The organism is Isoptericola sp. NPDC056134 (assembly GCF_042264825.1).
Classification (GTDB): domain Bacteria; phylum Actinomycetota; class Actinomycetes; order Actinomycetales; family Cellulomonadaceae; genus Isoptericola; species Isoptericola nanjingensis.
Genome location: NZ_JBHJVM010000007.1, coordinates 23,116 through 42,026 on the forward strand (window position 1 = coordinate 23,116; position 18,911 = coordinate 42,026).

The window sequence follows — 18,911 nt, forward strand, 5'->3', positions numbered from 1 at the left end:
GCCCCCGGGACGTTCCGCGCCCGCACCCCGGCGGCGAGGATCGGGAGCCATGAAGGTCCTGCGCATCTCCCACAGCGCGGTGGTCGACGCCTGGCGCGGCCGCGAGGCCGAGCTGCGCCGGCGCGGCGACCACGTCCGCGTCGTCACGGCCGCCGTCTGGGACGAGGGCGGCCGCGACGTGCGCCCCGCGCCCTCGCCGGACGAGGAGCTCGAGACCGCGCGCACGTTCGGCCGGCACCCCGCCCTGTTCCTCTACGACCCGCGGGCCCTGTGGCGGGTGCTCGGCGAGCGGTGGGACGTCCTCGACATCCACGAGGAGCCCGTGGCGCTCGCGACCGCGGAGATCCTGGGCGTCCGCGCCGCGCGACGGCTCGTGGACGCGGCGCGCGGGCGCCGCTCCCGCCCCGCGCCCTACCTCCTCTACTCCGCGCAGAACCTCCTCAAGCGGTACCCGTGGCCGTTCCGGGCGCTCGAGGCGGCCGCGCTGCGCGGCGCCGCGGCCGTCGTCACCTGCAACCACGACGCCGCCCGCATCGTGCGCTACAAGGGCGCCCGGGGACTGGTCGAGCGGATCCCGCTCGGGCTCGACACGACCGTGTTCTCTCCCGCCGACGACGCGGAGCTGGGGACGCAGCCGGCCGGGCCGCGCACGCCGGGACGGGTGCGCGTCGGGTACGCCGGGCGCCTCACCGCCCAGAAGGGGGTGGACGTGCTCCTCGCGGCTGTCGCCCGGGACGAGGCGCTGGACCTCGTGGTGGCGGGCGCCGGTCCGGAGGAGGCGCGGCTGCGGCGGGTCGCCGCCCGGTTGGGCGACCGTGTCGACTTCCTCGGCCCGCTCGACACCGACGACCTCCCCGCCTTCTACCGCGGGCTGGACGTCCTGGTCGTGCCGTCGAGGCACGCCCCGGGCCTGGCCGAGCAGTTCGGCCGCGTGGTGGTCGAGGCGATGGCGTGCGGCACCCCGGTCGTGGCGACCCGTGTCGGCTCCGTGCCGGACCTCGTCGCCGGCGCCGGTGTCCTCGTGGCACCGGACGAACCCGAGGCCCTGCTGGACGGCATCCGGCAGGCGACCCACCCGCGGACCGCGCGCACGCTGCGCCTGGCCGGGCTCGACCGTGCACGCGAGTGCTCGTGGCCCGAGGTCGCCCGTCGGTACCGCGCGGTCTACGAGGCGGCCCTCGGCGCGCCGGCACGCGACCACGGTTCCGCCGCGCACGACGGCGCAGCACGTCGACCGTCCCCCCGTGTCGAGGTGGTGGTCGTCGCCTACGGCCACCCCGACCTGCTGCGCTCCGCGCTCGAGCCTCTGGCGGGAGCCTTCCCGATCACCGTGGTCGACAACTCGTCCGACCCGCGGCACCGCGCGCTCGCCCAGGTCTTCGGCGCCGCCTACCACGACCCCGGGCGCAACCTCGGGTTCGCGGCGGCCGTCAACGTGGCGCTCGCGCACCGGCAGGACCCCGGAGCGGACGTGTTCCTCCTCAACCCCGACGCCGTCGTCGGGCCCGAGACCGTCGCCACGCTCCACGAGGCCCTGCACGGGGACCCCGGGCTGGCGAGCGTCGGCCCCGCGCAGGTCGACGGTGCGGGCCGGCCGGGACGCGTCGTCTGGCCGTTCCCCTCTCCGGCGCGGGCATGGCTGGAGGCCGCCGGTCTCGGCCGGCTCCGGCTGCCGCGCGAGCGCACCTTCGTCATCGGCTCCGCGCTGCTGATCCGCGCGGCCGCGCTGCGCGGCGTCGGCGGGCTCGACGAGCGGTTCTTCCTCTACGCCGAGGAGACCGACTGGGCGTACCGGGCCGACCGGCAGGGCTGGCGGCACGCCCTCGTGCCCACCACCGAGGTCGTGCACGAGGGCGCGGGCACGGGTGGTGACGTCCGGGTCCGCGAGCTGCACTTCCACGCGTCGCAGGAGCGCTACCTGCGCAAGCACTACGGTGCGGCCGGCTGGACCGCCGCCCGTGCCGGTCTCGTCGCGGGCGCGGTGCTGCGCTCCGCCGCGCTCCGCGGGCCTCGCCGGGAGCACGCCCAGCGGCGTCTGCGCGCGTACCTCGGCGGGCCCGCGTCGCTGGAGGACCGCGAAGCGGTGCCGTCGTGAGCGCCGGCGGGCCCGGCGCCCACCACCTGCGCCTTCGGACGGGCGGGGGGCCGCGGACGGGCACGCAGACGGGCATCGCGTCGAGCCTGCGGTCGACGACGCGCGTCGCGACGTGGGCGGCGGTCCTCGGCGTCGTCGTCCTCGCGGCGACCTACGTGCTCGCCCACGACCTCACCCTCGGGGTGGCCGTGACGTCCGTCGCGGTGCTGGCCTGCGTGATGCTCTACGACCCCTCGCTGGTCCCCGTGATCGCGATGCCCACGTTCGTCGTGGCCGAGCGGGTGGGCGGGGACGCCCTGAACATGTCGCTGGGCGACGTGACCCTGTTCGCGACGTTCTGGGTCGCCGTCCTCTTCTCGCCGCGCCCGTTCACGCCTGCGCTGCGGTCCATGCTCTGGCTGTCGGCGGTGTACCAGCTCGCGACGCTCTTCGCCGTCGTCGCCACCCCCTTCGCCCAGAACTCGATCGAGTGGTTCCACGCGTGGCTGCTGGTGGGTGGGGCGCTGGTCGTGGGCTGGGCGGTGGGCCGGTCCGGGCACGCGACGCTCGGACTGACGCTCCTGACCGTGTTCGTGCTCGCGATCGCGCTCGACGCCTGTGCGACCGCGGCCGTGCAGCTCGCGCAGGGCGACGTGTCGCCGGTCTACCCGAGCTGGCCGTTCGAGCTGCACAAGAACCTCGCGGGTCCGATCTTCGCCTCGGTCGCCCTGCTCGTCTTCGTGCGCCAGTCGTGGCTGCGGTGGCCGGCCTGGTTCCGGGTCCCGGCCTTCTACCTGCTGGTGCTCGCGCTCATGGCCGTGCAGTCACGCCAGGCGATCGTCGGCCTGGGCGTCGGCCTCATCGTCCTCGCGCTGCGTGCCGGCCGCGGACGCCGACAGACCCCGATCCTCATGCTGCTCACCATGGCCCCCGCCGCCATCTTCGTCGCGAGCCGGGTGCAGGACGACCTCTCCGGCGACGACCCGTTCAACTCCACGGCGTTCCGCGCCGTGGGCATCGAGGGCGGGTTCGACGTCTGGCGGGAGCACCTGTGGTTCGGCGCCGGGCTGCGCTGGTGGACCGTGGGGCCCGAGCTCGGGTTCCAACCGCCCAACGCCGTCGCGGAGGTGCTGTCCTCGGTCGGGATCGTCGGCCTCGCCGGGTTCGCGGTCCTCATGCTGGGCACGCTGGTGGTCGCGTGGCGGATGGACCGCCGGTTCGGGACGCTCGCCGTCGCCCTGCTCGCGTCGCGCCTCGTGGCGAGCCAGTTCGACCAGTTCTGGGTCGCGATCATCGTGTCCCTGCCCTTCCTGCTCGTGGGGGTCTGCCTCGGCGCCGAAGGGTTCGCGAAGGCGCCTGGCGCGCCCCTCCTCGACGACCGGCCGGCGCGCGTCCGTCGGCGCGCGGCGCGAGCCACCCTGACCCCGGTGGAGCCACCGGTCCCGGCGCAGGGCGAGGAGCTCCTGCTCCCCGGTGGCCGCTCATGAGGATCACCCACGTCGTCGTGACGGACGCGTACGCCGGGGTCGAGGCCCACGTCGCGCGCCTCGCCCGAGAGCAGGCGCGGGCAGGCCATGACGTCGCGGTGGTGGGCGGTGCGGAGGAGCCGATGCGCGCCGTCGTCGGCGACGACGTCGAGCTCAGGCCGGGTTCGACGGTCGCGCGGGCGCGCCGCTCGCTCGTGCGTGGGCCACAGCCGGACGTCGTCCACGCCCACATGACGGCGGGCGAGATCGCGGCGTGCCTCGTCCCCCGGGTGCTCCTGCACCGCGTGCCGCTGGTCGTGACGCGGCACTTCGCCCTGGTCCGGGGGCGCAGCGCCGCCGGCCGCGTCGCCGCGCCGGTGATCCGTCGCACCGTCGCCGCCCAGATCGCGATCAGCGCCTTCGTGCAGGACCGCATCGACGGCCCGAGCCGGGTGGTGGTCGCAGGCCTCGAGGAGCGGCCGCACTCGCGCGGCGCCGCGCTCCGGTCGCCCGTGGTGCTGATCGCGTCCCGGCTCGAGCCGGAGAAACGGGTCGACTCCGGTGTCCGGGCGTTCGCGGCGTCGGGGCTCGCCGACCGCGGCTGGCGCTTGCGGGTCGCCGGCTCGGGCTCGCTCGAGGTGGTGACCAAGGAGCTCGTGAGCGAGCTCGGGCTTGACGGGGCCGTCGATCTCCTCGGCCACCGCGACGACGTGCCCGCGCTCCTGGCCGACGCGGGGCTCTTCCTCGCCCCGACCCCCGGCGACGGCTTCGGGCTGAGCGTGCTCGAGGCCATGGCGAGCGGCGTCCCGGTCGTGGCCGACGGCTCCGGCGGGCACGTCGAGTCTCTCGGCCCCGCCGGCGGCCCCGGCCTGTACGCCACCGGGGACGTCGACGACGCGGGGCGGCGGCTGCGCGCCCTCGCGGACGACCCCCGTCGGCGCGACCGCTACGGCGCCGCCCTGCAGACGCGGCAGCAGGCCGAGTTCTCCGTCGCACGCCAGGCGGCCGCCACCGAGCGCGTGTACCGGCAGGTGCTGTCGTGACGCCGGACCGCGAGACCGTCACCGGCCCCGACCTCGTCGTGATGTCGCTCGAGCCGTGGGACGACGTCTGGCGGCGCAACCAGTACCTCGTCGCCGGTCTCCTGCGCGAACGCCCGTCGGCCCGGGTGCTCTTCGTCGAGCCGGTCAGCGACCCTGTGCACGCAGTGACCCGTGGCGCCTGGCCGCGGCCCGGTCGAGGGCTGCGGCCCGCCCCGGACGTCGAGGGCGTCGGCCCGCGCCGCCTGTGGCTGCTCGAGCCGACCAAGCTGCTGCCGCGGCGGGTCGCGCCGCACGGCGACGAGCGTCGCGCGGCCGTCGTCCTGCGGGCTGCCCGGCGCCTCGGGCTCGCGCGGCCGGTGCTGTGGGTCAACGACCCGTACGGCGCCACGCTCGCCCGCGTCAGCGGCTGGCCCACGCTGTACGACGTCACCGACGACTGGACGGCGGCCACGCGCGGCCCGGCCGAGTCACGTCGCGTCGCCGAGTCGGACCGGTACCTGGTGGAGCACGCTGCGGCCGTCACCGTCTGCTCCCCCACCCTGGCGTCCCGCAAGGCCGACGCCCGGTCGGTCGTGCTGGTCACCAACGGCGTGGACGTCGAGCGGTACCGGCGCCCCGCGGCCCGGCCGGCGGACCTCCCGCACGGTGCAACGACGGCCGTCTACGTCGGTACTCTGCACTCCGACCGGCTCGACGTCGGGCTGTGCGAGGCCACCGCCCGCGCTCTGGCGGGTGTGGGCTCCCTGGTGCTGGTGGGCCCGGTCGCACTGGAGCGGCCCGACGTCGACCGGCTGCGCCGGGCGGGCGTGGTCGTGCTCGGTGCCCGACCGTTCGACGCGGTGCCGGCGTACCTCCAGCACGCCGACGCGCTCGTCGTCCCGCACGTCGTCGACGACTTCACGGACAGCCTCGACCCGCTCAAGCTCTACGAGTACCGGGCCGTGGGGCGCCCCGTCGTCTCGACGCCCGTCGCCGGCTTCCGGGACACCTCCGACCCGCGGGTCGCCGTCACCCCGCCGGAGGGCTTCGCCGCTGCTGTCCGGGACGCGCTCGCGGAGCCGACGCGCGGGCCGGCGGGGCGACCCGGCACGGACCTCGAGCCCATCCCCACCTGGGCGCACCAGGTCGCCCTCATGTCCGACGTCGTCGACGCCGTCCGGCGACCCGCTCCCACACCCCGGTGACGGCGTCCGCGGTCCCGCGGGCGGGGAACCGCCGGGTCGCGTCGTCGTAGGCCGCCCGGGCGCGCCGGTCGGCCGCCCCCGGGTCGTCCAGCACCGCCAGGAGCCCCGCGGCGAGAGCATCCGGGTCTCCGGGCGGCACGAGCACGCCCAGCTCCTCCCCTGCCGGCCGGACGATCTCCGGCACGCCCCCGGCGTCCGTCGCGACCACGGGGACGCCGCGCACCATCGCCTCCACGACCACCTGACCGAACGGCTCCGGCACCGGCGAGGCGTGCACGCACACCGACAGCCGGTCCAGCTCGCCGGCGGGGTCGTCGCTGAACCCGACCACGTCCACCGCGCCGCGCAGCCCGAGCCGGTCGATCTCCGCGTCGACGGCGTCCGCGTAGGCCTCCGCGCCGAACAGCGCCCCTCCGACCAGGCGGAACCGCACGTCGGGGTGGTCGTCGAGCACGGTCCGCGCGGCGCGCACGAGCTCCAGCTGGCCCTTCGTCGGGCTGAGGCGGCCGACCAGGCCCACCACCGGGCGCTCCGGCGGCACCCGCGCGTCATAGGCCGGCACCGCCTGGTCGGGCGCGTAGCCCGGGTGGACGACGGTGAGGTCGTGCACCCCGGGGAGCGTCCGGGCCGTCGCCTCCGAGTTCGCGACGACCGCGCGCGGGCCCCGGCGGGCCAGCGCGCGCAGGAGCCGGACCGCGAGCGTCGGGAGGTAGTCGTCGGCGATCCGGTCGTGGACGTGCCACACCGCCGGGAGCCGACACCACCGGGCCGCGAGGAGCCCCACGACGTCGGCGCGCAGCGAGTTGGTGTGCACGACGTCGGCGTCCGCCCGCCGGAGCACGCCGGCCACCCGGACCCCGAGCCGGAGGGTCTCGCCCAGCGCGAGCACCGCGCGCCAGGAGCCGCCGAGCGCGTGCCGGTCCATGCCTCGCGACCGCGCCCCGGCGCGGACCACCACCGTCCGTACTCCGGCTGCCCGCAGCCGCTCCACGAGCGGGCCCTCGTCCAGCACGATCGCGCGGAGCTCGACACGGCTCGGGTCGAGCTCCGCGGCCAGCCGGAGCAGGGCCAGCTCCCCGCCGCCCAGCGCCGCCGTGTGGTCGACGGCCACGACCCGGAGCGGCCGCTCGGCCCCGCCCGAGGGCACGGTCACGACGAGCGCGCGGTCCGCAGCAGCCGACCGATCGTGGGCGCGACCTGCGCCGGCGTCGGCGGCTCCTGCTCCGCGGCCGGCGGGGCGGCCACGGTCGCGACCCGGACCCCCGTGGGCGGGAACGCCGGGGGACGGACCGGCGTCGGCGGCGTGACGGCCCCCGCCGGGCTCGCCTCGTCGCGCGCCGGGGCCGGGGCCGCGTCGTCGTCCGAGCTGGTGGGCGCACCGTGGTCCGGCGTGCCCTGCGGACCGCTCGGGGTGCGGTCCGCCGTCTCGTCGGCCGGGTCGGGCACCGCAGCGGACGGAGCGTCGGACGGGTCCGACTCGACGGGCTCGCCGTAGGTCGACGCGTAGACCATCCGGCTGTCGCCCTTCACCCCGGCCAGCGCGACGCCGGTGAGCGGTACGCCGTTGATGCGCAGCCGCTCGGCCGCCTCGGCGAGGACGCTCCGCGCGGTCCGGCCGGCGGTGGCGACGAGGACGACGCAGTCCGCGTAGGCGCCGAGGATCGTGGCGTCCGCCGCCGCCAGCACGGGCGGAGCGTCGATGACGAGCACCTCGCCGGCGTCCCGCGCCGCCTCCACGGTCGCACGGACCCGGTCCGTCGCGAGGTAGTCCGCGGGGTCCATCGTCGGGTCGTGGAGGGCGAGGAAGCGGAGGTTGGGCACCTGGGTGGGACGCAGCCCGTCCGGATCGGTGCCCGGACCGTTCGGGCGAGGCAGCAGGTCCTCCAGGTCCGGACGACGCAGGTCGCCCGACACCGCGACGGTGGCTCGGCCGCTCATGGCCCACGACGCCGCGAGGTTGGCGGCGATGAACGGCCGCGGCGCGTGCGGGTCGGTGGCCGTCACGACGACCACGGCGTGCTCGCGGTCCTGCATCGCCACGTGCAGGGCGGTGCGCAGCTCCCGGATCGACTCGGTGAACGGGGAGGCGACCCGGCTCGAGATCGGCAGCACCGGGGTGCGGCGGTACGACTTGGCGGCCCGGGTCACCCCGTAGAGCTCTGCGAGGACCGGTACGCCGGCCGCGGCCGCGGCGTCGGCACGGCCACGCAGCCGGGAGTCGAGGGCCCGTCGGGCGAGGGCGAGGCCGACCCCGATCGCGAGCCCGGCGAGCGCGCCGAGGAGGACGATGCTGGCCCGCGGCAGCCCCACCACCACGGCGGACGAGCCGGTGGCGGGAGTGAGGATCTGGGCGGGCGTCACGATCGACTCGAGCGTGCTCCTGCTGGCCGACAGGGTCTGGAACTGGTCGATGATGGTGGAGCGCTCCGCGCCCGCCAGGGGGTCCTTGGGCTTGTCCTTCACCTGCTTGTCGACCGCGTCGAGCTGGCCGCGCAGCGCGTCGCGGCGGGCGTCGATCTCGGCGATCTGGTCGTCGATGACCCCGGGCATGCTGTCGACGTAGGCGGACGCCACCGCGTTCGCCAGCCCGACCGCGTCGCCCGGGGCGCCCGCCGTGGTGGTGACCGCCATGACCTGCGTGGAGGCGTCGAACGCTCCCGAGACCTGGGCGGCGAGCGCCTTCGGGTCCGTTCCCGCGGCCACACCCTTGGCGACCACCTGGAGCACACCGGGCGCCTCGACGAGCCCAGGGTCGGTGTCGACGCTCGTGGTGGTGGCCGCCGGCGACGTGCTGTCGCCCAGCTCGACGGCGTTGATCTGGACCGTCGCGGTCGCCTCGAACACCTCGGGCTTGCGGTCGGCGTACACCCACGCGGCGGCCAGCGCGAGCACGACCGACCCGATCAGGAGGTACTTGCCCTCCCACATCACCCGCAGGAACTCCCGGACGGTCATCGGCCCCCTACCTCCCCCTGTGTCCCCGGCACCCCGGCCGCCACGGCCTCCTGCGCCACCACGGCCTGCAGCCGGGCGACGAACGCGTCCTTGGAGAACCCCTTCACGTGCACGCCGATGGCCTCCTGGTCCCAGGACCGGGCGAGCGCGGCCTCGATCCCCTCGGCGACCGGCGCCGCGTCCGGGCTGTCCACGTACAGCCCGGTCACGCCGTCGACCACGGTGTCCAGGTACCCGCCCGTGCCGAGCGTCACCGCCGGGACGCCGAACGCGGCCGCCTCCAGCGGCGTGAGCCCGTAGTCCTCGTACGACGTGGCCACCAGCAACGACGCGTGGCCGTACAGCCAGCGCAGCTGGGCGTCGTCGACCTTCCCGACGAACCGCACCCGCTCGTCCGCGAGACGCTCGAGCCGCTCGCGGTCGGGGCCGTCCCCGACGACGACGAGGGGCAGGCGGAGCCGCCGCGCGGCCGCGACGACGACGTCGACGTTCTTGTACGGCAGCAGCCGGGCCACGCAGAGCAGGTAGCCGGGGGCGATCCCCGGAATCGGGGTCGCGGGGCCCTCCGGCTCCATCGCCGGCGGGGGCGCCACGACCTCGGCGTCGATGCCGTAGGCCTCGCGCACGGCGCGCCGGGCGACGGTCGAGACGGCCAGGTAGACGTCGGCGCGGGCGGCGGCCGCCGCGTCGGACTCGCGCAGCCCGGGGCCGAGCAGGTCGAGCGCGGCGCCGGCGAGGCCGGTGCGCCACCGCTCCTTCCAGGCCCGGCCCGAGGCCCCGGAGAGGTACCGGTCGCGCTGGTAGAGCCAGCGGGCGGGCGCGTAGCAGTACACGACGGTGCGCCGCGCGCCGCGGTAGCGGTGCGCCCACCCGCTGGAGCTGGCGAGCAGCACGTCGGCCTCGACGGGCTCGCTCTCGACCGCACCGCGGAGCAGCGGCAGCGCCAGGCGGTGGTGGCGCCGCAGCGCGCCGACACGGTCCAGGCGCGACGGGCGCACGTCCACGTCCGCGAACTCGGGGAACGTCCCGTCGGGGTGGTACAGCGTCGTGTAGAGCGGCGCCGACGGGAAGGCCCGGGCCATCGTCAGCGCCACCCGCTCGGCGCCCCCGCGCTGCGTCAGGTAGTCGTGCGCCAGTGCCACCGTCGGGCCCATGGTTCCTCCTCGTGCGGACGGTCGAGACCGCCCGTCGAGCGTAAGGAGACCGGGGCATGGAAAGGACCCCGTGGCGGCCTTTCCACCCGGGTGAAGAGCCCGGTCAGGCCGGGATCCGCACGGCGTCAGACCCTCGTGTGGAACTTCCCCTGCGCGGCGAGGAGCCCCTCGGCGAAGACCATCTCCACGGCGTCGGCGGCGTCGTCGACGAGGATCGGCAGGTCCTTGCGCTCGGTGGCGGAGAAGTCCTTGAGCACGTGGTCGGCAGTGTCCATGCGCCCCGGGGGGCGGCCGACGCCGACGCGGACGCGGACGTAGTCCTTGGTGCCGAGGGCCTTGGTGATGTCGCGCAGGCCGTTGTGCCCGCCCTCGCCGCCGCCGGACTTGAGCTTGATGGTGTCGAACGGGATGTCGACCTCGTCGTGCACGACGACGACCTGGGCCGGGTCGACGCCGTAGTACTTCACGAGCCCGGCGACGGGCCCGCCGGACGTGTTCATGTACGTGGTGGGCTTGGCCAGCACCACGCGGGGGCCGGGGCGCCCGCCGGGCAGGACGCCGAGCCGCGTCTCGGCGACGGCCGCCTGGGCGCGGGCGTGCCGCGAGAAGCGCGCGCCGGTGCGCTCGGCGAGCAGGTCGAGCACCATCTGCCCGACGTTGTGCCGGTTGCCCGCGTACTTCGGGCCGGGGTTGCCCAGCCCGACCACCAGCCAGGGGGTCTCGGTCATCGGCGTTCTCTCTCCAGGGTTCGGCGGCGGGTGCGCACGTCACAGGGCGCGGACGCGCGAAGGGCGCCCGGAACCGAACGGTACCGGGCGCCCTGGGCGTGAGGTGGTGTCAGCCCTCGGTGGACTCGGCGGCCTCGGTGGTCTCCTCGGCGGCCTCGCCCTCCTCGGCCTCCTCGTCCTCGGCGGCGGCCTCGGCGCGCGGCTCGGCGATCTGGACGACGGCGGCCTCGGGGTCGGTGAGCAGCGTGGCGCCCTTCGGCAGCTCGACCTCGCCGGCGGTGACGTGCTGGCCGGCCTCGAGGCCCTCGATGGAGACCTCGACCGACTCGGGCAGGTGGGTGGCCTCGGCCTCGACCGACAGGGTCTGGGCCTCGACGAAGTGGATGGTGCCCGGGGCCGACTCGCCCACGACGTTCACGGTGACGTCGACGGCGATCTTCTCGCCGCGGCGCACGATCAGGAAGTCGATGTGCTCGATGGTGCTGTTCACCGGCGTGCGCTGCACGTCCTTGGCGACGGCGAGCTCGGTCTTGCCGTCCAGCTCGATCGAGAACAGGGCGTTGCTGTGACGCATCGCCAGCATCGTCTGGTGGCCCGGGAGGGTGATGTGCAGCGGGTCCGCGCCGTGCCCGTACAGGACGGCGGGGATCTTGTTCTCGCGACGGATGCGGCGGGCGGCGCCCTTGCCGAACTCGGTGCGGGCCTCGGCGGCGAGCTTGATGTCGGACACGTGGATCACTCCTGGGATGTCTGTGCGTGCCGACGGCCAGAGGGAGCCGTCGGCTGTCCACGAGGGTGTGGTCCCCGCGAACTGCGGTTGCGTCGGCGTGGGACACGTGACGGACGCGATCGAGAGCGCGCCGTGGGAGCACCCGCAGAACGCGGTGCACCGACAGCCGCCCAGTCGATCACGGAAATCCGACGGATCCTGCGCTGAGGGTGGCGGCCGGGTCGCAGGTGCGTGACCTGTACGACCTGGGTGACCGGCGCCCGTCAGACGTCCCTCGCCGAGGCAACCGGACGAGTATAGCCCCCTCGGGGCAGGGCGTGTCAGGCCCGGGCTCAGGGTTGGGCGTGCTCGCCCGTGCGAGCCCGGGCCCGCGACGCGCTGCGGGGGCGGTAGACCACCTGCGCCTGGAAGACGAACCGCACGACGAACGCGACGAGGATGAGCACCGCCTGCACCAGCTCGGGGTGCGGCACGGCGCGCTCGACGATCCACCACAGCAGCAGCGTGCGGACCGCGGCCTCCGTCCCGTTGAAGGCGAAGGACCGCACGAAACGGCCCCAGAAGCCGTGCGCGCCGTCGCGCAGGTCGGCGAAGACGAACCGCTCCTGCAGCAGGAAGTTGATGACGATCGTCACGGCGTTGGCCCAGACGACGGCGGGCAGGTAGTGCACCCCGAGCCCCTGGAGCCCTGCGAGGATCGCGAGGTTGAGCACCGCGCCGAGCGCACCGATCAGCGCGAACGGGGACAGCCGCCCGAACCGCAGGAGGGTGAGCTGCTGCACGTACCGCAGCCCGTTGGCGACGGTGGCCTTGGACCGGCCCGCGAACCGCTCCCCGAAGACGAACGGCTCCTCGACCACGACGAGCCGCTGCCGGGCGAGGATCTCGAGCAGGATCTTGAAGCCGCGCGGGCGCAGCCCGGTCAGGTCGACGGCACCGGGGCGGACGACGAAGAACCCGGTCATCGGGTCGGAGACGTCGCGCAGCTTGACGGGGAACATGGACCGGGCCAGCAGCCCGGACGCCTTGGAGACCCAGCGGCGGTACCGCCCGTCGAGGCCGCCGGCGTCGCCGCGGCCGGTGTACCGGGAGGCGACGACGACGTCGGCGCCGGTCTCGCGCGCGGTGGTGAGCAGCACGGGCACCATCTCGGGCGGGTGCTGCAGGTCGCCGTCCATCACGACGACGCGCTCGCCGGTCGCGGCGCGCAGGCCGGCGACGACGGCGCCCGAGAGCCCGCCGTCGGGCACCTCGCGGTGGATCATGCGCACGGGCAGCGCGGCGGTGGCGGCGACCCGCTCGATGACGGCGGGGGTGTCGTCCTTCGAGTCGTCGACGAACAGGATCTCGACGCCGCCGGGCGCGACGCGGCGCCCCTCGCCGTCGGGGCCGAGCACGGCGGCGAGACGACGGACCAGCTCGGCGACGTTCGGTCCCTCGTTGTAGGTGGGGACCACCACGGTCACGTCCACCGTCATGTCACCGTGCCTCCCTCGGGGACGCCGCGGCCCGGGACGGCGCGCGTCCCGGGCCTCCGGCGTCGCTCAGGCGTTGCCGTCGAACAGGCTCGTCACCGAGCCGTCGTCGAAGACCTCACGGATGGCGCGGGCCACGAGCGGGGCGACGGACAGCACGGTGAGCTTCTCGAACCGCTTGTCGGCCGTGATCGGCAGCGTGTCGGTGACGACGACCTCGGCGGCGCCGCACTCCTGCAGGCGCTGCGCGGCGGGGTCGGACAGCACGCCGTGCGTGGCGGCCACGGTGACGGAGCGGGCGCCCGCGTCCATGACCACCTTGACGGCCTCGGCGATCGTGCCGCCGGTGTCGATGAGGTCGTCGACGAGCACGCAGTCGCGCCCCTCGACCTCGCCGACCACGCGGTTGGCGACGGCCTGGTTGGGGCGGGTGACGTCGCGCGTCTTGTGGACGAAGGCCAGCGGGCAGCCGCCCAGCTTGGCGGCCCACTGCTCGGCGACGCGGATGCGGCCGGCGTCGGGCGAGACGACGGCGGCGTTGGACACGTCCACGCGGGTGCGGACGTAGTCGACCAGGACGGGCATGGCCCACAGGTGGTCGACCGGGCCGTCGAAGAAGCCCTGGATCTGCGGCGTGTGCAGGTCGATGCTGAGGATGCGGTCCGCGCCCGCCGTCCTGAGCATGTCGGCGACGAGGCGGGCCGAGATGGGCTCGCGGCCGCGGCTCTTCTTGTCCTGGCGCGCGTACGCGTAGAACGGCGCCACGGCGGTGATCGAGCGTGCGGAGCCGCGCTTCGCCGCGTCGACCATGAGCAGCTGCTCCATGAGCCACTGGTTCACCGGGGCGGTGTGGCTCTGCAGCAGGAAGATGTCCGAGCCGCGCACCGACTCGCTGAACCGCACGTAGGTCTCGCTGTTCGCGAAGTCGTACGCGGACACGGGCAGCAGCTCGATGCCGAGCTCCTTCGCCACGGCCTCCGCGAGCTCCGGGTGCGCCCGACCGGTGGCGAGGACGAGCGTGCGCTCACCGGTGCCGGGGATGAAGTTGTTCATCGCTGCGTGCTTCCTTCGGTCGGGTCGGAACTGTCGGCGGGGGGCACCACCGGGATGGCGCCGGTGAGGGCATTGTGCGCGGCGAGCTGACGCTGCGCCTGGGCACCGAGCTGCCCGCCCGAGCCCTCGGCGCGGGCCCGGGCGGCCGCCTCGGCGGCCGGCGAGCCCGACCAGCGGCGCTCCACCCAGTCGTCGACGTTGCGCTGCTGGGCGCGGGCGACGCCGAGCGCGCCCGCCGGCACGTCCTTGACGATGACGGAGCCCGCGGCCGTGTACGCGCCGTCGCCCACGGTCACCGGCGCGACGAACATATTGTCGGCGCCCGTCTTCGCGTAGGAGCCGATCACGGTGCGGTGCTTCTTCTGGCCGTCGTAGTTCACCGTGACCGACGCGGCGCCGATGTTGGTGTGCTCGCCGATCGTCGCGTCGCCGACGTACGACAGGTGCGGCACCTTCGAGCCCTCGCCGATCTGCGCGTTCTTCGTCTCGACGAAGGTGCCGATCTTGCCCTTCGTGCCCAGCTCGGTGCCGGGGCGCAGGTAGGCGAACGGGCCGACGGACGCGTCCTCCCCGATGACGGACAGCGAGCCGTGCGTGCGCACGACGGTCGCGCCGGGGCCGACCTCGACGTCGGTCAGCGTGGTGTCCGGGCCGATCGTCGCGCCGGACTCCACCTTGGTGGCGCCGTGCAGCTGCGTGCCGGGCAGGAGCGTGACGTCGGGGGCGAGCTCGACGTCGACGTCCACCCAGGTGGTCGCCGGGTCGACGACGGTGACGCCGGCCTGCATCCACTCCGTGAGCACGCGGCGGTTGAGCTCGGCGCCCAGGGTCGCGAGCGCCACGCGGTCGTTGACGCCCTCGACGAGCATCGGGTCGTCGCTGAGCACGGCGCGCACGGCACCGCCCTCGGCCCGCGCGGAGGCGACGACATCGGTGAGGTAGACCTCGCCCTGCGCGTTGTCGCGGTCCAGGCCGCCGAGCCCGCGGCGCAGCACCGCGGCGTCGAAGACGTAGACGGAGCTGTTGATCTCGCGGATCTCGCGCTGCTCGGGCGTCGCGTCCTTGTGCTCGACGATCGCCAGCACGTCGCCCGTGCCCGCCTCGCGCACGATGCGGCCGTAGCCGGTGGCGTCCGCGACCTCGGTCGTGAGGATCGTGACGGCGTTGCCGTCCTCGTGGTGCGCGGCGAGCAGCTGGCCCAGCGTGGCGCCGTCGAGGAGGGGGATGTCCCCGGCGAGGACGACGACGGCGCCGTCCAGCCCGTCGCCCAGCGGGTGGTCGCCGCCGTTGGCGTGGTCGGCGTGCAGCTCGTCGTCGACGGCGTCGTCGTGCACGAGCTGCGCGGCACGCCCGGCGTGCGCGCGGGCGTCGAGCGCGTCGAGCGCGCACTGCACGGCGCGGCCGGTGCCGGGGATCTCGTCCTGGTCGACGACGAGGGCCGCGGCGTCGATCTGCGCCGCGGCGGCGGCCACGAGGTCGCGCTCGTGGCGGACGACGACCGCCACCTGCTGCGGGTCGAGCTCGCGGGCCGCGGTCATCGCGTGGCCGAGCATGGTCCGCCCGCCCAGGGCGTGCAGCACCTTCGGCGTCGCGGACCTCATCCGCGTCCCCTGCCCCGCGGCGAGGACGACGACGGCCGCCGGACTGGGGTGGGAGGGTGCTGCGCCGGTCGAACCTGCGGCGTCCGGTCCTGTCGAGACCACGAGTGCTCCGTCTCTTCTCGGGTGTGCTCTGTCGATGGTGCCGAGCTCCGCCCCCAGGACTCGAACCTGGACCAAAGGCACCAAAAACCTCTGTGCTGCCGATTACACCAAGGCGGATCGGGCCCCCGGGCCGGGTTCACGCCCCAGCAGGCGCGGCACCGTCGGGCGTCCGTCCTCAGTCTGCCAGGTCCGCACCACCGCCCCGGCACGCGTCCCGCCCCTCGGCGTCCCCGGGCGCCGTGGCACGCGCCACACCCGGCACGCGCAGGAGCTCAGGCGCGGGCCCCGGCGGGGGCCTCGCCGCGCGGCAACGTCACGGCGAGCTCGAAGCCGTCGGGCACGTGCGCCGCGGTGACCGACCCGCCGTGCGCCTCGACGATGCCGCGCACGATCGCGAGGCCGAGACCGGCGCCGTGGCCGCCGACCTGCCCGTCGACTGTTCCGCCCTCGGGGGCGTCGGCGGTCCGGGCGTCGTTCGCCCGCCAGCCGACGTCGAACAGGTGGCCCAGGTCCGCGACGTCCACGCCGCTGCCGTGGTCGAGCACGCTGACCACCAGGTGGTCGTCGTCCCTCGTGTGCGCGGAGACGAGGATCTCGGTGCCCGCGGGGGCGTGCCGGACGGCGTTGGCGAGCAGGTTCCCGATCGCGCGCGTCAGCTCGCGCGGGTCGGCCCACAGGAGGTGTCCCTCGATCCCGGACTGCGCGATGCGCACGCCGCGGCCCGCGGCGGCGGCCTGCACGTCGACGACGGCGTCGGAGACGAGGTCGAGCAGGACGACGAGCTCGCGCTGCAGTCGCAGCGTGCCGCTCTGCAGGGTCGACAGCTCGAAGAGGTCGTCGACCATCGCGGTGACGGTGTCGACCTTGCCGCGGATGGCCCGGACGTACGCGTCCCGGTCGGGCGCGACGTCGTCGTCGAGCGCCTCGGTCATGGCGCGGATCCCCGCGAGCGGGGTGCGCAGGTCGTGGGAGATCCAGGCGAAGAACTGGCGGCGGGCGACGTCGAGCCGGTCGATCTCGGCGCGCGCCTGGGCCAGCCGCTCGGAGGTGTCGACGAGCTGGGCGTGCAGGTCGTCGAACTCCTTCCAGCCGGCCGCGGCGGGCGCGACGACGTCGCCGTCCGCGATCCGCCGCGCCGACCGCGTGAGCGTCCCCACCGACCGGCGCACGGCCCGGCTCGTGGTCAGCCACGCCGCGGCAAGGCTCAGGACGGTGGCCACGACGATCACCGCCGTCAGCACGACCAGGTCGTGCGCCGAGATGAACATCTCCACCATGACCGCCACGACCGACGCGACGATCGAGGCGACCGCCGCTCCCACGACGACGGCCATCTGGGACGCGACCGGCCCGCGCCGGTTCCAGCGCAGCACGACCAGGGCGAGGGCGGTCACCAGGGCCGTGCACACCACCGTGGTCAGGACGATCAGCCCGACGTCGGCGAGCCCGAGCATGCCGTCGAACATCAGCGCTCCCCTGGCCCGGCGGTCATCGGGCGTCCCCCTCGCGGCGTGAACCGGTACCCCGCGCCCCACTCGGTGCGCAGGTACACGGGGTAGCGGGGCTCGGGCTCGATCTTCTCCCGCAGCCGCCGCACGTGCACCGTGACCGTGGACGCGTCGCCGAAGCTCCACCCCCACACCTCGCCCAGGACGTCGTCGCGCGCGAGCACCTGGTCGGGGCGCTGCACGCAGTACAGCAGGAGCTCGTACTCGCGGGTCGTGAGCGCGATCTCCTCGCCGCCCCGCCACGCCCGGCGGTGGCCGGGATCGATGCGGAAGTCCCCGACGGTGAACGCGTCCGCCGGGGCGGCCGGCGCCCGGCGCCGCAGCTGCGCGTCGACACGCAGCCGCAGCTCCTTGAGCGCGAACGGCTTGGTGACGTAGTCGTCCGCCCCGCGCTCCAGCCCGGCGATCCGCTGCTCGACGGCGCCGAGCGCGGTGAGCATGATCACCGGCAGGTCCGAGGTGCGGCGCACCTCGCGGCACAGGTCGTCGCCGGTGACCCCGGGCAGCATGCGGTCCACGACCAGCACGTCCGGGAGGTCGGCCCGCAGCGCCTCGCGCGCGCTCTCGCCCTCGCTGTACAGGTCGACGTCGTACCCACCGGCCCGCAGGTAGTCACCGACGACGGTCCGCACCGCCGCGTCGTCCTCCACGACCATCACCCGCGCCCTGCCGCTGCTCATGGACCGACCCTACGCACGGCACCGCACCGCGCGGGCTGTCCTTACACCTCTGAAAGAAACGGCCCGCGGCCGGGGTCGCGGTGCTTGTCTCGGGGTGTTCCATCCCCGAGACGACAGGACACCCTCATGCGTGCGAAGGCACTCGCGACCACCGGGCTCGTCGCCCTGGCCCTCACCCTCACCGCGTGCGGCGCCGACGACGGCGCCGGCTCCGGCGACGACATGACGCCCGCCGCCACCGACTCCATGCAGTCCGACGACATGCAGTCCGACGACATGCAGTCCGACGGCGCCATGGCGCAGCACGGGACGTTCGCCGGGATGAACGACAAGAGCGTCGAGGGCACGGTCACGGTCGAGGGCGACACGGTCACCCTCTCCGACTTCTCCTCCGACGAGGGCCCCGACCTGCACCTCTACCTCGCGAAGGGCACGGACGAGGCGGCCGTCGAGGCCGGCACGGAGCTGGGAGAGGTCACGTTCGACGAGGCCGACCAGACGTTCACGATCGACGGCATGGACGGCGGGGACGGCATGGACGGCATGGACGGCTACACCGACGTCGTCGTGCACTGCGACAAGGCCAAGGCCGTGTTCGGCGCGGCGACGTTGATGTGACGGCCGCCGTGCCCCGCGAGGCGACCACCACCTCGGCGCGCGTCGCCCCGGCCCTCGCCGGGGCGGCCCGCGTGGCCCTCGGCCTGCTGTGGCTGCACGAGGGGTTCGTCAAGTACCGGGCCGGGTTCGGCGCGGCCGACATCGGGTTCGTCGTCGACGGCGCCGCGAGCAACCCCCGGGTGCCCGGCTTCTTCCAGGCCTTCACGGACCTGGTCCTGGGTGCGGCTCCCGGGCTGTTCGGGGTGGTGATGCCGCTGCTGGAGTCGCTCCTGGGCGTCGCGCTGGTCCTCGGCGTGCTCACGGTCCCTGCCGCCTGGGCGTCGGTCGTCGCGCTGGCGACGTACTGGCTCGCCGACCTGCTGGTCTGGCAGTACCCGGTGATGGTGCTGCTGTCCGCCGTCGTGCTGGCGTTCCCGGCGGCCGCCGCCGCGTGGTCGGTGCCGGCGGTGCGCGCCGTCCTCGCGTCCCGGCGGCACGCCCAGGCACAATGACCCCATGCCCACCGACTCCCGCGCGTCCAAGCGTCCGCCGCGCGCCCGG

Annotated in this window: 16 protein-coding genes and 1 tRNA gene; 6 read left to right on the plus strand and 11 right to left on the minus strand. The window is 75.1% G+C overall.

What is annotated here, in order from left to right:
- The first annotated feature begins 49 nt into the window (after nucleotides 1-49).
- The 4 genes from ACFCZN_RS08800 to ACFCZN_RS08815 are packed head-to-tail and all read left to right on the plus strand — an operon-like array spanning nucleotide 50 to nucleotide 5,767.
- Nucleotides 50-2,095 carry a glycosyltransferase gene (locus ACFCZN_RS08800; protein WP_430556521.1) on the plus strand — a complete coding sequence of 682 codons (2,046 nt, stop codon included), beginning with the start codon at nucleotides 50-52 and terminating at the stop codon, nucleotides 2,093-2,095.
- Nucleotides 2,092-3,561: an O-antigen ligase family protein gene (locus ACFCZN_RS08805; protein ID WP_430556522.1), complete on the plus strand. Its 1,470-nt coding sequence runs from the start codon at nucleotides 2,092-2,094 to the stop codon at nucleotides 3,559-3,561. Before ACFCZN_RS08800 ends, ACFCZN_RS08805 begins: the two co-directional genes overlap by 4 nt.
- Nucleotides 3,558-4,583 carry a glycosyltransferase family 4 protein gene (locus ACFCZN_RS08810; RefSeq protein ID WP_430556523.1) on the plus strand — a complete coding sequence of 342 codons (1,026 nt, stop codon included), beginning with the start codon at nucleotides 3,558-3,560 and terminating at the stop codon, nucleotides 4,581-4,583. The genes ACFCZN_RS08805 and ACFCZN_RS08810 overlap by 4 nt, the downstream gene beginning before the upstream one ends.
- Nucleotides 4,580-5,767: a glycosyltransferase gene (locus ACFCZN_RS08815; protein ID WP_430556524.1), complete on the plus strand. Its 1,188-nt coding sequence runs from the start codon at nucleotides 4,580-4,582 to the stop codon at nucleotides 5,765-5,767. Before ACFCZN_RS08810 ends, ACFCZN_RS08815 begins: the two co-directional genes overlap by 4 nt.
- Here the strand turns inward: ACFCZN_RS08815 and ACFCZN_RS08820 are convergent.
- The 11 genes from ACFCZN_RS08820 to ACFCZN_RS08870 form a co-directional block, all read right to left on the minus strand.
- Nucleotides 5,715-6,920, minus strand: coding sequence for a glycosyltransferase (locus tag ACFCZN_RS08820; RefSeq protein ID WP_430556525.1), 1,206 nt, complete (start codon nucleotides 6,918-6,920; stop codon nucleotides 5,715-5,717). The genes ACFCZN_RS08815 and ACFCZN_RS08820 overlap by 53 nt on opposite strands.
- On the minus strand, nucleotides 6,917-8,722 hold the full coding sequence (locus ACFCZN_RS08825; RefSeq protein ID WP_430556526.1) for a hypothetical protein: 1,806 nt from the start codon (nucleotides 8,720-8,722) through the stop codon (nucleotides 6,917-6,919). Before ACFCZN_RS08825 ends, ACFCZN_RS08820 begins: the two co-directional genes overlap by 4 nt.
- The gene (locus ACFCZN_RS08830) at nucleotides 8,719-9,876 is read right to left on the minus strand and encodes a glycosyltransferase (RefSeq protein ID WP_429764464.1); all 1,158 of its coding nucleotides are present in this window, start codon (nucleotides 9,874-9,876) and stop codon (nucleotides 8,719-8,721) included. Before ACFCZN_RS08830 ends, ACFCZN_RS08825 begins: the two co-directional genes overlap by 4 nt.
- A gap of 125 nt (nucleotides 9,877-10,001) precedes the next feature.
- The gene (gene pth / locus ACFCZN_RS08835) at nucleotides 10,002-10,604 is read right to left on the minus strand and encodes an aminoacyl-tRNA hydrolase (RefSeq protein ID WP_430556527.1); all 603 of its coding nucleotides are present in this window, start codon (nucleotides 10,602-10,604) and stop codon (nucleotides 10,002-10,004) included.
- Nucleotides 10,605-10,713: 109 nt separating this feature from the next.
- Entirely contained in the window at nucleotides 10,714-11,334 is a 621-nt protein-coding gene (locus ACFCZN_RS08840; RefSeq protein WP_429764462.1) for a 50S ribosomal protein L25/general stress protein Ctc, read from the minus strand.
- Nucleotides 11,335-11,666: 332 nt separating this feature from the next.
- Nucleotides 11,667-12,806, minus strand: coding sequence for a glycosyltransferase (locus ACFCZN_RS08845; RefSeq protein WP_429764648.1), 1,140 nt, complete (start codon nucleotides 12,804-12,806; stop codon nucleotides 11,667-11,669).
- A 72-nt stretch (nucleotides 12,807-12,878) separates the two neighbouring features.
- Nucleotides 12,879-13,862 (minus strand): ribose-phosphate diphosphokinase, encoded by a 984-nt coding sequence (locus ACFCZN_RS08850; protein ID WP_429764461.1) that lies wholly within the window; start codon nucleotides 13,860-13,862, stop codon nucleotides 12,879-12,881.
- The gene (gene glmU, locus ACFCZN_RS08855; RefSeq protein ID WP_429764460.1) at nucleotides 13,859-15,463 is read right to left on the minus strand and encodes a bifunctional UDP-N-acetylglucosamine diphosphorylase/glucosamine-1-phosphate N-acetyltransferase GlmU; all 1,605 of its coding nucleotides are present in this window, start codon (nucleotides 15,461-15,463) and stop codon (nucleotides 13,859-13,861) included. The genes ACFCZN_RS08850 and glmU overlap by 4 nt, the downstream gene beginning before the upstream one ends.
- A gap of 147 nt (nucleotides 15,464-15,610) precedes the next feature.
- Nucleotides 15,611-15,682, minus strand: a tRNA-Gln gene (locus ACFCZN_RS08860).
- Between the two features lie 155 nt (nucleotides 15,683-15,837).
- Nucleotides 15,838-17,031: a sensor histidine kinase gene (locus tag ACFCZN_RS08865; RefSeq protein ID WP_430556528.1), complete on the minus strand. Its 1,194-nt coding sequence runs from the start codon at nucleotides 17,029-17,031 to the stop codon at nucleotides 15,838-15,840.
- Nucleotides 17,031-17,753, minus strand: coding sequence for a response regulator transcription factor (locus ACFCZN_RS08870; protein ID WP_430556529.1), 723 nt, complete (start codon nucleotides 17,751-17,753; stop codon nucleotides 17,031-17,033). Before ACFCZN_RS08870 ends, ACFCZN_RS08865 begins: the two co-directional genes overlap by 1 nt.
- A 126-nt stretch (nucleotides 17,754-17,879) precedes the next feature.
- Here ACFCZN_RS08870 and ACFCZN_RS08875 point away from each other — a divergent pair, with 126 nt between their 5' ends.
- Both ACFCZN_RS08875 and ACFCZN_RS08880 read left to right on the plus strand, forming a co-directional pair.
- A complete protein-coding gene (locus tag ACFCZN_RS08875) occupies nucleotides 17,880-18,371 on the plus strand; it encodes a DM13 domain-containing protein (protein WP_430556530.1) in 492 nt (163 codons plus the stop codon).
- Nucleotides 18,368-18,862, plus strand: a complete 495-nt coding sequence (locus ACFCZN_RS08880) for a hypothetical protein (RefSeq protein ID WP_430556531.1) — start codon at nucleotides 18,368-18,370, stop codon at nucleotides 18,860-18,862. The genes ACFCZN_RS08875 and ACFCZN_RS08880 overlap by 4 nt, the downstream gene beginning before the upstream one ends.
- Nucleotides 18,863-18,911: the final 49 nt, after the last annotated feature.